General features: G+C 71.3%; 12 protein-coding genes. 5 read left to right on the forward strand and 7 right to left on the reverse strand.

Annotated features, from left to right (window positions below):
- Positions 1–716: 716 nt before the first annotated feature.
- From ACZ6ZN_RS15430 to ACZ6ZN_RS15445, 4 genes are all read left to right on the forward strand, one after another.
- Positions 717–1490 carry an isoprenyl transferase gene (locus ACZ6ZN_RS15430; RefSeq protein WP_398107117.1) on the forward strand — a complete coding sequence of 258 codons (774 nt, stop codon included), beginning with the start codon at positions 717–719 and terminating at the stop codon, positions 1488–1490.
- A gap of 322 nt (positions 1491–1812) precedes the next feature.
- Positions 1813–3138, forward strand: a complete 1326-nt coding sequence (locus ACZ6ZN_RS15435; RefSeq protein WP_451877736.1) for a PhoH family protein — start codon at positions 1813–1815, stop codon at positions 3136–3138.
- Between the two features lie 416 nt (positions 3139–3554).
- Positions 3555–4253 (forward strand): aggregation-promoting factor C-terminal-like domain-containing protein, encoded by a 699-nt coding sequence (locus ACZ6ZN_RS15440; RefSeq protein ID WP_398106784.1) that lies wholly within the window; start codon positions 3555–3557, stop codon positions 4251–4253.
- Positions 4254–4393: 140 nt separating this feature from the next.
- Entirely contained in the window at positions 4394–5704 is a 1311-nt protein-coding gene (locus ACZ6ZN_RS15445) for an AI-2E family transporter (protein WP_469646446.1), read from the forward strand.
- Between the two features lie 72 nt (positions 5705–5776).
- On the opposite strand, the gene ACZ6ZN_RS15450 is transcribed toward ACZ6ZN_RS15445, so the two are convergent.
- Together ACZ6ZN_RS15450 and ACZ6ZN_RS15455 are read right to left on the reverse strand one after the other, a co-directional pair.
- Entirely contained in the window at positions 5777–6310 is a 534-nt protein-coding gene (locus ACZ6ZN_RS15450) for an alkyl hydroperoxide reductase (protein WP_381427571.1), read from the reverse strand.
- Positions 6311–6316: 6 nt separating this feature from the next.
- On the reverse strand, positions 6317–6871 hold the full coding sequence (locus ACZ6ZN_RS15455) for a peroxiredoxin (protein ID WP_469646448.1): 555 nt from the start codon (positions 6869–6871) through the stop codon (positions 6317–6319).
- A gap of 139 nt (positions 6872–7010) precedes the next feature.
- On the opposite strand from ACZ6ZN_RS15455, the gene ACZ6ZN_RS15460 reads away from it, so the two are divergent.
- Entirely contained in the window at positions 7011–7955 is a 945-nt protein-coding gene (locus ACZ6ZN_RS15460; protein ID WP_469646922.1) for a LysR substrate-binding domain-containing protein, read from the forward strand.
- 16 nt (positions 7956–7971) lie between these two features.
- On the opposite strand, the gene ACZ6ZN_RS15465 is transcribed toward ACZ6ZN_RS15460, so the two are convergent.
- The 5 genes from ACZ6ZN_RS15465 to ACZ6ZN_RS15485 form a co-directional block, all read right to left on the reverse strand.
- A complete protein-coding gene (locus ACZ6ZN_RS15465) occupies positions 7972–10311 on the reverse strand; it encodes an ABC transporter permease (protein ID WP_469646451.1) in 2340 nt (779 codons plus the stop codon).
- The gene (locus ACZ6ZN_RS15470; RefSeq protein ID WP_451877733.1) at positions 10308–10997 is read right to left on the reverse strand and encodes an ABC transporter ATP-binding protein; all 690 of its coding nucleotides are present in this window, start codon (positions 10995–10997) and stop codon (positions 10308–10310) included. Before ACZ6ZN_RS15470 ends, ACZ6ZN_RS15465 begins: the two co-directional genes overlap by 4 nt.
- Entirely contained in the window at positions 10994–11518 is a 525-nt protein-coding gene (locus tag ACZ6ZN_RS15475; protein ID WP_398106780.1) for a PadR family transcriptional regulator, read from the reverse strand. Before ACZ6ZN_RS15475 ends, ACZ6ZN_RS15470 begins: the two co-directional genes overlap by 4 nt.
- Positions 11519–11612: 94 nt before the next feature.
- The gene (locus tag ACZ6ZN_RS15480; protein ID WP_398106779.1) at positions 11613–11888 is read right to left on the reverse strand and encodes a hypothetical protein; all 276 of its coding nucleotides are present in this window, start codon (positions 11886–11888) and stop codon (positions 11613–11615) included.
- Positions 11885–12820: an SPFH domain-containing protein gene (locus tag ACZ6ZN_RS15485; protein WP_469646453.1), complete on the reverse strand. Its 936-nt coding sequence runs from the start codon at positions 12818–12820 to the stop codon at positions 11885–11887. The genes ACZ6ZN_RS15480 and ACZ6ZN_RS15485 overlap by 4 nt, the downstream gene beginning before the upstream one ends.
- Between the last annotated feature and the right edge of the window lie 148 nt (positions 12821–12968).

The following is a 12968-nucleotide window of genomic DNA, read 5'->3' on the forward strand; positions in this document are numbered from 1 at the left end:
GCGCACGTCCGCCCCGGGGGCCAGGTCACTCCTCTCACACCCGACGAGGGTTTTCACATCGTTATCGCCCGTGGCTCGCCTCCGTGTCGCCCCTTCCCGTAGGTTCGGACCAAGGTGATTCGCGTGAGCAAAGCTGCGCGGGGCGGTACCGCGCAGTGGAGGGGGCTGCGCGGTGCCCGGACCTCGCGGCGGACCGTCGCCGCCGCCCCCCGGTGCTGCGGCCCGGTCAAGCCGGTGTCCACAGCCGGTTCACCCGTCGGGGGGACCCCCGGGCGGGTGGCCCGAAAAGGCCCGGGGAGGGCGCCGATCCGCCGGATCTCACCCCCGCGTGCCGCGTTTCCCCTGCGTACAGGCCGGTTCCCGGCCGGAAGCGACCCCGGAACGTCACCCTCCGCGGGCACCGCCGCGTCGCCGCTCGGCTCCGGAGAGTAGTTGTGGCACGCCGATGCACGCGGCATCACTTACAAAGGGTTATGGTGGAAACCCCCCCTCGGGCCGGTCCGTCTCCCCCCCACGGACCGGCCCGTTTTTTCTTCCTCCGCGCAGCGGCTCGAAGCAGCGGCCGGAACCGTTCCTTCCGCACCCGTTGGCCGCCGGCAGCCGTACCGGGGGTAGGCTTCGCCCCCGGGGATTGCCGCATGGGCGGGGACGCCCGCGGCCTCGACCGGGCCGCACGCAGCGGCCCGTCCGATCCGCACGGAGGGGCTGACGATCACGTGAACCTGCGCGACAAGCTGCGCGGCCTGCTGGTCAGGCTGTACGCACGCCGGGTGGAAGGCCACCTGGACCACGCTCAGGTGCCCAAGCACATCGGCGTCATCATGGACGGCAATCGGCGCTGGGCGAAGGCCGCCGGTTCCAGCACCGTCGACGGTCACCGGGCCGGAGCCGGGAAGATCGAGGAGTTCCTCGGCTGGTGCTCCGAGACCGACGTCGAGGTCGTCACCCTCTGGCTGCTGTCCACGGACAACTTCGACCGGCCGCAGGAGGAACTCGTCCCGCTCCTCGGCATCATCGAGGACGTCGTGCGCACCCTGGCCGCCGACGGCCGCTGGCGCGTGCACCACGTGGGCACGCCCGACCTGCTGCCCTCCGGCATGCAGACGGTCCTCAAGGAGGCCGAGGAGGCCACCGCCCACGTCAAGGGGATAGTGGTCAACGTGGCCATCGGCTACGGCGGCCGGCAGGAGATCGCCGACGCCGTCCGCTCGATGCTGCTCGACGCCCAGGACAAGGGCACCTCGATGGAGCAGCTCGCCGAGGCCGTCGACATCGAGATGATCGGGCGTCACCTCTACACCGGCGACCAGCCCGACCCCGACCTCGTCATCCGCACCAGCGGTGAGCAGCGGCTGTCCGGATTCATGCTCTGGCAGACGGCGCACTCCGAGTACTACTTCTGTGACGTGTTCTGGCCTGCCTTCCGCAAGGTCGACTTCCTGCGCGCCATGCGCGACTACGCCGCCCGGCACCGGCGCTACGGCGGCTGAGTCGCAGGTTGCAGCAGTACCGGGTACCCCGCGGCGCAGGGACGTCACGCGGAGTTCACCGCTGCGCCGTCATATGCCGTGGCATGGCGACGCTCGTTCGAGGGCATAACCCAGTCAGGTCGACGCCCGAACCACGGGTGTCGGATCTCAGCGGGCGGCACGGGGCCGTCCGCCCGGGAGGCCCTTTGCACCAGCCCGATCGTGCGGTCACAGCACGGACGAAGAGGCGGAGGGCCGGTTCTCGGCCCGCGCAGGGCGGCCGACGACCGGTCCAGCTCCATACCGTCGCTCCCCGACCTCATCCGAGGGGGTACGTCCTTCCGTGGTGACCAGCACAAAGCGCCACAAGCCCGACCGGCGCACCTATGTTCTCGACACCAGCGTCCTGCTGGCCGATCCGAACGCCCTGAGCCGCTTCGACGAGCACGAGGTCGTGCTCCCCATCGTCGTGGTGACGGAGCTGGAGGCCAAGCGGCACCACCCCGAACTCGGCTACTTCGCCCGGCAGGCCCTGCGCCTGCTCGACGAGTTCCGGATCCGGCACGGTCGCCTCGACGCCCCCATCCCGATCGGGGATCTCGGCGGGACCGTCCGTGTCGAGCTCAACCACTCGGACCCCAGCGTGCTGCCCAGCGGCTACCGCCTGGGGGACAACGACTCCCGCATCCTCGCGGTCGCCCGCAACCTGCAGGCCGAGGGGTTCGACGTCACCGTCGTGTCCAAGGACCTCCCGCTCAGGATCAAGGCGTCCTCCGTCGGGCTCCTCGCCGAGGAGTACCGCGCGGAACTCGCCATCACGGACGCCTCCGGCTGGACCGGTATGTCCGAACTGACCCTGTCCGGCGAGCAGGTGGACATCCTCTTCGAGGAGGGCCGCGTCCACGTCCCGGAGGCCGCCGAACTGCCCGTGCACACCGGCCTGGTCATCCAGTCCGAGCGCGGCAGGGCGCTGGGCCGGGTCACCCCGGACGGCAATGTCCGGGTCGTGCGCGGCGACCGTGAGGTGTTCGGCATCAAGGGCCGCAGCGCCGAGCAGCGCATCGCTCTCGACCTGCTGCTCGATCCGGACGTGGGGATCGTGTCCATGGGCGGCCGGGCCGGCACCGGCAAGTCGGCGCTCGCGCTGTGCGCGGGCCTGGAGGCCGTGCTGGAGCGGCGTCAGCACCAGAAGGTGATGGTCTTCCGTCCGCTCTACGCGGTCGGCGGGCAGGAGCTCGGCTATCTGCCCGGCTCCGAGGCCGAGAAGATGAGCCCCTGGGCGCAGGCGGTGTTCGACACACTGTCGGCCGTCACCAGCCGCGAGGTCATCGAGGAGGTCACCGCGCGCGGCATGCTGGAGGTGCTGCCGCTCACCCACATCCGCGGCCGTTCCCTCCACGACGCGTTCGTCATCGTGGACGAGGCCCAGTCGCTGGAGCGGAACGTCCTGCTCACCGTGCTGTCCCGTATCGGGGCCAACTCGCGGGTGGTCCTCACCCACGACGTGGCCCAGCGGGACAACCTGAGGGTCGGCCGCTACGACGGTGTCGTCGCCGTCGTGGAGAAGCTGAAGGGCCATCCGCTCTTCGCGCATGTGACCCTCACCCGGTCCGAGCGGTCGCAGATCGCCGCCCTTGTGACCGAAATGCTCGAAGACGGGCAAGTCTGACCAAGCGCCCCAAGCGGGGGCGATTGCTCAGGAGTTGGCGCCGTCCGGAAAGGCGAAGAGCCTAGCCGGGCGGCGCCTTCGCGTGGGGCCGTTCCTGTGAATTTCCCGCGCCAAACGAGATGTGAGCTTTCACACGCAACTCGGAATTGCCTCGCGCCGTCGGGTTACGGCAGAGTCTCACTCCTGTCAGGCCCCGCATACGACTCAGGCGTACCCCCAGCGGTACAGCGCCACCCGAACACCACGCCAACTCCATAGCGATGTCGTATGCCGCCCGAGCACCACGCGGCGCTCCCTTCGTGGGAGTTGCCCACCGGGTCCGCGCCTCCCGTGACCCGCAGTTGGGGAGGCCAGCGCCAGGGGCACGATTGCGTCCGCGAGGGTCACCGAAGCGGGCGATGCTGGAAGGAAACCGTGTGAGCCGGATCTCGGTCCGGGGACTCGCAGTGGCCTCGGCCACCGCGGTCACCGCTGTCGGAAGCGTCGTCGGCGTTGCCTCGGGCAGCACCGCGCAGAACAACGACGCCGAAGCGACGGCAAGCGGCACCACGCTGCTCGCGGACATCCCCGCGGGCCAGCAGGCCCAGGTGCAGACCGCTTCCCTGACGCAGCAGGCCGATGTCCAGGCCATCGCCGCGGACGCGAGCGCGAAGAAGGACGCCGAGGAGGCCGCCCGCAAGGCCGCCGCCGAGACGGCCATCGCCAAGAAGCAGGCCGCCGAGAAGGCAGCCGAGGCGGAGAAGGCCGCCAAGGAGCGCGCGGAGGTCAAGAAGACCGCGAGCCGCTCCAAGGACATCTCCGACTTCCCCGTCGCCAGCTCCTACTCCATCGCCCAGATCCAGGCGATGGCGCGGCAGATGGTGCCGGCGGGCCAGTTCCAGTGCTTCAGCAACATCGTGGACCACGAGTCCGACTGGAACTACAAGGCGGTCAACCCCTCGTCCGGGGCCTACGGCATGTTCCAGGCGCTGCCCGGTTCCAAGATGTCGTCCGCCGGCGCGGACTGGCAGACCAACCCGGCCACCCAGATCAAGTGGGGCCTGAACTACATGAACGAGCGCTACGGCAGTCCGTGTGACGCCTGGTCGTTCTGGCAGGCCAACCACTGGTACTGAGCCGGCCGGCCCCCGGGCCGAACCGATCCTGAGCACGAGCCCCGCACCGTCGTCCGGTGCGGGGCTCGCGCCATGTACGGTCGGACGCGGACACCTCCTCCGGGGGAGTGGCGCGGACAGACGGGGGAAGAGGACGGATCATGTCGCGAGTGCCAGGGTGGCTCGGCCGGGTCGGTGCCGGGCTGACCGAGATCAGCGAGCGGTACAACGAGCGCCGCGCCGAAGCCGAACGCCGGCGTGAGGACGACGAGTCCGGCGCACGGGTCTACGAACACGTCCCGCCGCCCCCGGACTACGCACCCGACGTCGCCCCCCGGCCCGACCCCGCGCTCGCCGTGCCCTGGGGGGTACGTGTCGCCGCCGAGGCCGGCTGGCGGCTGCTCGTCCTGGCCGGCACCCTCTGGGTGCTGATGCGGGTCATCAGCGCCGTCCAGCTCGTGGTGCTGTCCTTCGTCATCGCGCTGCTCATCACGGCCCTGCTCCAGCCGACCGTGGCGCGGCTGCGCCGGCACGGGGTACCGCGCGGCCCGGCCACCGCCCTCACCGCGATCCTCGGGTTCGTCGTGATGGGCCTCATCGGCTGGTTCGTGACCTGGCAGGTCATGGAGAACATCGACGACCTCTCCAGCCAGATCCAGGACGGCATCGACGAGTTGCGGAACTGGCTGCTGAACAGCCCCTTCCACGTCACCGACAAGCAGATCAACGAGATCGCCGCGAACCTGCGCGAGGCGGTCGGCGCCAACACCGACCAGATCACCTCGGCCGGGCTGGAAGGCGTCACGGTGGTCGTCGAGGCGCTGACCGGGATCCTGCTGGCCGTCTTCTGCACCCTCTTCCTGCTCTACGACGGCAAGCGGATCTGGCAGTGGAGCCTGAAGCTGGTGCCGGCGGCGGCGCGCCCGGGCGTGGCCGGGGCGGGCCCGGCGGCCTGGCGGACGCTGACGGCGTACGTGCGGGGCACGGTGATCGTCGCCCTGATCGACGCCATCTTCATCGGGCTCGGCATCTACTTCCTGGACGTGCCGATGGCCGTGCCGCTGGCGGTGTTCATCTTCCTGTTCGCGTTCATCCCGCTGGTGGGCGCGGTGGTGTCCGGGGCGCTGGCGGTGGTCGTCGCGCTGGTCACGCAGGGCGTGTTCACGGCCGTCATGACGCTGGTGGTGGTGCTGGCGGTCCAGCAGATCGAGGGGCACATCCTCCAGCCGTTCATCCTGGGACGGGCCGTGCGGGTGCATCCGCTCGCGGTGGTGCTGGCGGTGGCCTGCGGCGGCATGGTGGCCGGGATCGGCGGGGCCGTGGTCGCGGTGCCGCTGGTCGCCGTGACCAACACGGTCGCCGGGTATCTGCGGTCGTACTCCCGCAAGGCCGCGGTGCGGCAGGCCGTGCCGCCGCGGGGGGCCACGGCGGTGAGCGCGGAGCCCGCCCCGGCCGAGTCCCCGGCGGAGTGACGCGACGACGCGACAGGGCCCCGTCCACCGGTGGTGGACGGGGCCCTGCCATGACCGGCCGGCGGCCGGGGACTACTCGGCCAGGACGGCCTCGGCGTCCAGCGTGACGCCGACCGCCTGGATCACGGAAGCGATCTTGAACGCCTCCTGGACGACCTCACGGTCCAGGCCCGCCTTGCGCAGGACCTGCTCGTGCGAGTCGAGGCACATGCCGCAGCCATTGATGGCGGAGACGGCGAAGGACCACAGCTCGAAGTCGACCTTGTCGACGCCCGGGTTGCCGATGACGTTCATCCGCAGGCCCGCGCGCAGGCTGCCGTACTCGTGGTCCGACAGCAGGTGGCGCGTGCGGTAGAAGACGTTGTTCATCGCCATCACCGCGGCGGCGGCCTTGGCGGCCGTGTACGCCTCCGGCGACAGGTTGGCCTTGGCCTCCGGCTCCAGCTCGCGCAGCACGATCGGGGAGCGCGAGGCGATCGCCGTCGACAGGACCGTGCCCCACAGCTGCTGGGCCGGGAGGTCGGAGTTGCCGATGACCGAGCCCAGGTTGAGCTTCAGGTCCTTGGCGTAGTCCGGTATGGCGGACTTCAGTGCGTCGAGGGACATGTCAGATCACTCCCCGGAGAGCAGCGCGACCGGGTCCAGGGTCTCGTCGCCCTTGGACCAGTTGCAGGGGCACAGCTCGTCCGTCTGGAGGGCGTCCAGGACCCGCAGGACCTCCTTGGGGTTACGGCCGACGGAGCCCGCGGTCACCATGGAGAACTGGATCTCGTTGTTCTGGTCCACGATGAACACCGCGCGCTTGGCGAAGCCGTCCTCGCCCTCGATGCCCAGCTCGCGCATCAGCTCGTGCTTGGAGTCGGCCATCATCGGGAAGGGCAGGTCGCGCAGGTCGTCGTGGTCCTTGCGCCAGGCGTGGTGGACGAACTCGGAGTCGCCGGAGAAGCCGAGGACCTGGGCGTCGCGGTCGGCGAACTCGCCGTTCAGCTTGCCGAAGGCGGCGATCTCGGTCGGGCACACGAAGGTGAAGTCCTTGGGCCACGCGAAGATGACCTTCCACTGACCCTCGTAGGTCTTGTGGTTGATCTGCTGGAACTCCTTGCCCTTCTCCAGCGAGACGCAGGCGGTCAGGTCGAACTCGGGGAACTTGTCACCGACAGTGAGCACACGCTCTCCTTGCAGCGAAGAAACACCCGGATTGCGGGTGTTTCCCATGGGTTGGACGGTGTTGATGTTGGCACAGCGTCGATTGATTAGGGAAATAGCTACACTCGGTCGGGTTGATCGGAGGTAGTTATCAGTGACCGTGGGTAGTAAGCGCAGGCAGCCGAGCCTGGCGCAGCTGCGGGCCTTCGCGGCCGTCGCCGAGCACCTGCACTTCCGGGACGCCGCCGCCGCGATCGGGATGAGCCAGCCCGCGCTGTCCGGTGCCGTGTCGGCCCTGGAGGAGACACTCGGAGTGACGCTCCTCGAGCGTACGACGCGCAAGGTGCTGCTCTCGCCCGAGGGCGAGCGGATCGCCGCACGGGCCAAGGCGGTGCTGGGCGAGGTGGAGTCGCTCATGGAGGAGGCCGAGGCGACCCGTGCCCCCTTCACGGGGGTGCTGCGGCTGGGCGTCATCCCGACGGTGGCGCCCTATCTGCTGCCGACCGTCCTGCGGCTGGTCCACGAGCGCTACCCGGACCTCGACCTCCAGGTGCACGAGGAGCAGACCGCCAACCTGCTCGACGGGCTCGCCGGCGGACGGCTGGACCTGCTGCTGCTCGCCGTGCCCCTGGGCGTGCCGGGCGTGACCGAACTGCCCTTGTTCGACGAGGACTTCGTGCTCGTCACCCCGCTCGACCACCGGCTCGGCGGCCGGGAGGGCATCCCGCGCGAGGCGCTGCGCGAGCTGCGCCTGCTCCTGCTGGACGAGGGCCACTGCCTGCGCGACCAGGCCCTCGACATCTGCCGGGAGGCCGGCCGGGAGGACGCCCCCGTCACCACCACGGCCGCCGGACTGTCCACGCTGGTGCAGCTGGTGGCCGGCGGCCTCGGTGTGACCCTGCTGCCGCGCACCGCCCTGAAGGTGGAGATCTCGCGCAGCAGCCAGCTCCTCACCGGGTCCTTCGCCGAGCCGGCCCCCACCCGCCGGGTCGCCCTGGCGATGCGGACGGGGGCCGCGCGCGGCGCGGAGTACGAGGAGCTGGCGGCGGCCCTGCGGCAGGCGCTGCGGCCGCTGCCCGTACGCGTCCTGGAGCAGGACGCCTGACGGCGCGTCCGGTGCGCTACTCGGTGCGCAGTCCGTCCGGCCGCGTCAGCTTCAGCAGCGGCGGCAGGCTCAGCAGCGTCACCGCGAGCACCACGCCCGCCCCGATGCCGGTCATCATCAGCACGCTCGCCCAGTCCACCCGGACCGCCGTGGCGGTCATGCGCAGCAGGACGGCGCCCAGGGCCATGCCCACCGTCGCGGCGAGCAGCAGGCCCAGCCCGATCGGCACGGCCGACTGCCACAGCACCGACAGGCCGAGGGTGCGGCGCCGGGTGCCGAACGCGACCAGCGACGACAGCAGCTTGCGCCGCTCACGCAGCTGCTCCAGCTGCGACACCAGCAGGCTCGCCCCGATCAGCGCCAGCACCGCCGCGGCTCCGACCGACAGACCCGTGCGGATCGTCGCGTAGCGCTCGTTGCGCTCGACGCTCTGCCAGGTCATCGGATCCGACGTCGGATCCAGCCGCGCGGCCGTGTTGCGCACGTGGTCGTGCGCGTCGGGCACCGAGGGGTCCAAGCTCAGGAAGAGCCGGGAGGAGGCGTACGCCGCGAGCTTGCCGGGCAGGGCACCGGGCGTGAGCAGGACGCCGCTGCGTTCGTAGCCCGTGGGGTCCTCGCGGGACTCGGCCGTCCGCAGGTCCCGCGGCAGGGTCCAGGAGAACCAGTCGTCACCGGGGCGGGCGGTGCCGCTCGGGTCCACCCAGAGCTCGGCGCCGGGCCGGGCCGCCTTCTCGCTCTCCTCGCCGTCCCGCGCGCCCCGGAGCGCGAAGACGTCGCCGTCGCGGCAGGAGGACAGGGTGGCCACCTCGCGCAGGGAGGCGCAGTCGGCGATGGTGACCTGGACGTAGGAGGCCTCCTCGCCGCGCCGGTCGGCGAGATGGACGTCGGAGAGCGCGGTGACCTTGCGTACGCCCTCGGTGTCGCGGTACTGCCGCACGGTGGCCGCGAGGCCCGCGCCGTCCGGCACGTCCACGCTCATCTGGGCCCGGGAGACGTCGTACCCCGACGCCTTGGTGTACGACCCCTCCACCCCGGCGAACAGCATCTGCAACGCGATCGCCCCGGCCACCGCGACCGCGATGCCGTTGACCATGCGGGCCGCCGCACCGCTGCTCAACTGCAAGCGGCGTACGGCCAGTTGCCAGGCGACCCCGCCCGCGCCGAGCCGGGAGACGACCGTCTCCACCACCCACGGCAGCAGGGCCGTGACGCCGACCAGCAGCAGCATCACACCGCCGACGACCAGGTACTGGTTGAACTGCCCCCCGTCGTCGCCCTGCCCCATCATCGGGGCGAGCAGCGCGAGTCCGCCCAGCGGCAGCAGCAGCCGCCACCACAGCCGGCGCCGGGCGGGCCTGGCCGTGCGCACCACGCCCAGCGGCTCGATGACGACCCCGCGCAGGGCGAGGACGGTCACCAGCACCGCGGCCGCGGGCACCGCCAGCGCCACCAGCACGGCCAGCAGCGGGGAGGGGTTCAGATAGCTGGGGAAGACGCTGACGCCGAACACCTCGAAGGAGGCGGCCAGCCGGCGTCCGGCCAGGAAGAAGCCGGTGCCCAGGACGAGCCCCAGCAGGGAGCCGGCGAGGGCCTCGCCGGCGGCGATGCGCCGGGTGGCCCGGCTGTCGGAGCCCACCAGCCGCAGCGCCGCCAGCCTGCGGTCACGCCGTTCGCCGCCGAACCGGACGGCCGCGGCGATGAACACCGCGACGGGCATCAGCAGCACCACGAAGACGACGAGGACCAGCAGGAGCAGGACCGGGTCCCAGGGGTCGGACTGCGCCGGGCCGTCGTCGCCGAAGCCGTCGATCCGGGCCCCCTGCGCGGAGCCCTCGATCTTCCGCGCGAGCCCCTCGCCGCCCGCGTAGTAGGCGAGTTCCTGCGACCCGATGAGCCCCTGCTCGCCGATGGTGCCCGCGACGCGGTACCGCAGCCGCTCGCGCAGCAGCTCGCCCTCGTCGGAGGCCAGCAGCTCCTTCAGCGCGGGGGAGACGACCATCTCGCCCGGGCCCGGGAACTCTGCGACGCCCGGGGGCGGCGCGGCCTTCGGGCCCTCCGCCTCCAGCAGCCGCCCGCGTACGTCCAGGTCGCGGAAGGTGGTGTTCGCGTCGACGACGATCAGCGTGTCGTCGGCCTTCGGTATCTTCGGCTGGCTGTACGTGTGGTCGCTGCGGGCCTCGTCGCGCCGCTGCCGTTCCGCCAGCGCGCTGGGGAGGGCGGTGGTGAGCAGCAGCAGCGCCACCCCCAGCCCGACGCCGACGGCCGTGAGCACCGCCCGGGTCCAGCCCTCGCGCCCGCCGGCGAACGCGAACCTGGTGCCCATCGCCAGATCACGGGGCCACTGCCCGAGGCTCATACGACGCGCTCCATGTCCCGTGACTTCCCGTCGCGCACGACGACCTCGCGGTCGGAGTACGCGGCCACCCGGGCCTCGTGCGTGACCAGCACCACGGCCGCGTTGGCGGACCGGGCGGCGTCGGTGAGCAGTTCCATGACGCGTTCGCCGTTGTAGGAGTCCAGCGCGCCGGTCGGCTCGTCGGCGAAGACGACCCGCGGGTCGGTGACCAGCGCCCGGGCGACGGCCACCCGCTGCCCCTGGCCGCCGGAGACCTCACCCGGGCGCTTCTTGCGCAGGTCGTCCACCTCCAGCCGCTCCATCCAGGCCAGCGCGGTGCGTTCGGCCTCCTTGCGGGACCTGCCGCCCAGCCGCAGCGGCAGGGCGACGTTCTCCACGCAGGTCAGTTCCGGCACCAGCTGCCCGAACTGGAAGACGAAGCCGAACTCCGAGCGGCGCAGGGCACTGCGCTCCGCGTCGCTCATGGAGGTCACCTCGCGCCCGTCGAAGGCGATGGAGCCCGAGTCGGGCATCACGATCCCGGCGAGGCAGTGCAGCAGCGTGGACTTGCCCGAGCCCGAGGGGCCCATGACGGCGACGATCTCGCCCGGGTGGATGGAGAACCCGGCGCCGTCGAGCGCCGTCGTCGGGCCGTAGGTCTTGCGCAGGTCGTGTGCGGTGAGGAGCGAGCCGGCGGGAGCGGTCATCGGGCCACCGCCTCACGGAGCCTGTCCAGACGCGCCGCGGTCAGCTCCAGCCAGCGCAGGTCCGCCTCCAGGTGGAACAGCGCGTGGTCGCAGATGAGCTGGTCGGCCAGGTCGCCCTTGCGCTTGCGGTCGGTGAGGATCCGCATGCTGCGCAGGTGCTCCGAGCGCTGGGTGTCCAGGATGTCGGCGGCGTCGCGCCGGGTGAGCAGCGCGAGGACGACCTTGGTGTAGAGGGTCGACTGGAGGTAGGGCTCCGGCTTCTCGGGGGTCGCGAGCCAGCGCTCGACGTCCGTGACGCCGGCCTCGGTGATGGCGTACCGCTTGCGCTCGGGACCGCCGCCGGCCTCGATGCCGTCGACCTGGACGAGCCCGTTCTTGAGCAGGCGGGACATCGTCGAGTAGACCTGGCCGTAGTGCAGCGGCCGGTCGTGACCGAACTTCTCGTCGAAGGCCCGCTTGAGGTCGTAACCGTGGCGCGGGCCGGACTCCAGGAGCCCCAGGAGGGTGTGACCGATGGACATGGGAAGGACTGTACACGGCGTGTATACGCACGATGTATACGCCGAGTGTGCAGTGCATGGCGGGGTGTACGGGAGCGCAGGTCGGGCCTTGTTGTCACGGTTCCGCAACAGGCGGTCCGCCCTGGGGGCCGGGCGGGTTTCCCGGTGGGCGCCCCCGCCGGGGCAGCGGTCCGGTCTCCCGGGGGAGCCGGCCCGCCTCGGCCAGTGCCCTGCGCAGCAGGAACTCGATCTGCGCGTTGGCCGACCGCAGCTCGTCCCCGGCCCACCGGGCCAGCGCCTCGTACACCGCGGGGTCCAGCCGCAGCAGCACCTGCTTGCGCTGCTGCTGCGGCCGGCGGCGCGCACCCGGGCTCTCGTCGGGGACGGTCACTGGTAGAGGGACCCGGTGTTGAGGACCGGCTGGGCGGCGCGGTCGCCGCACAGCACGACCATGAGGTTGGACACCATGGCCGCCTTGCGCTCGGAGTCCAGCTCCACGATGTCCCGCTCGGTGATGCGGGCGATCGCGGCCTCCACCATTCCGACGGCTCCGTCGACGATCTGCCGCCGGGCGGCGACCACCGCGCCGGCCTGCTGCCGCTGGAGCATCGCCGAGGCGATCTCGGGCGCGTAGGCGAGGTGGGTGAAGCGGGACTCGATGATCTGCACGCCGGCCGCCTCCACGCGCGCGTGCAGTTCGACGGCGAGCTTCTCGGTGATCTCCTCTGCGTTGCCGCGCAGCGAGAGGCCGTCCTCCTCGTGGGCGTCGTAGGGGTACTCGATGGCGATGTGCCGCACGGCCGCCTCGGTCTGGGTGGAGACGAACTCGACGTAGTCGTCCACCTCGAACGTGGCCTGGGCGGTGTCCTCGACCCGCCACACCACCACGGCGGCGAGCTCGATCGGGTTGCCGTAGGCGTCGTTGACCTTCAGCACGGCGGTCTCGTGGTTGCGCACCCGCGTGGAGATCTTGGTGCGCGAGGTGAAGGGGTTCACCCACCGCAGACCGTCCTGGCGGATCGTGCCCCGGTAGCGGCCGAAGAGCTGCACGACCCGGGCCTCGCCCGGCGCGACCATGTTGAGCCCGCACATGGCGAGGAACGCGGCGAGCGCCACCAGGATGCCGGCGACGATCAGTGCGGCCTTCGCGCCGGAGGAGCCCGCGGCCGTGGCGGCGGCGATCAGCCCGGCGCCGGCGAGCAGCCCGAGCAGTCCCAGCAGCAGGGCGAGCCCGCCGCCGATGCTGTGGGCCGCGAACTCCCGCACGCGCGGCGCGGGCATCTCGGGCACGTCGGCCGTGACCTGGGTGTCGTGGGTGGGCATGGGTGAACCCCCGTTCTCGGAAGAAGCCGTCTCCAGCAGCCGGCGGCCGCATAGCTTCTGTCTAGCTAAGTGATATCACTTTAACCGTTCCTGGCAACCTCGTACAGGGTTCGTACGTCGGTTCCGTTGGGATGGGTGCTGATTGTCA

The organism is Streptomyces sp. NPDC053665 (assembly GCF_055585285.1).

Coding starts and splice junctions, on each gene's coding strand:
- ACZ6ZN_RS15445 (WP_469646446.1), top strand. CDS start 4,394: ATGTCGCGAGTGCCAGGGTGGCTCGGCCGGGTCGGTGCCGGGCTGACC.
- ACZ6ZN_RS15450 (WP_381427571.1), bottom strand. CDS start 6,310: ATGTCCCTCGACGCACTGAAGTCCGCCATACCGGACTACGCCAAGGAC.
- ACZ6ZN_RS15465 (WP_469646451.1), bottom strand. CDS start 10,311: ATGAGCCTCGGGCAGTGGCCCCGTGATCTGGCGATGGGCACCAGGTTC.
- ACZ6ZN_RS15470 (WP_451877733.1), bottom strand. CDS start 10,997: ATGACCGCTCCCGCCGGCTCGCTCCTCACCGCACACGACCTGCGCAAG.
- ACZ6ZN_RS15475 (WP_398106780.1), bottom strand. CDS start 11,518: ATGTCCATCGGTCACACCCTCCTGGGGCTCCTGGAGTCCGGCCCGCGC.
- ACZ6ZN_RS15485 (WP_469646453.1), bottom strand. CDS start 12,820: ATGCCCACCCACGACACCCAGGTCACGGCCGACGTGCCCGAGATGCCC.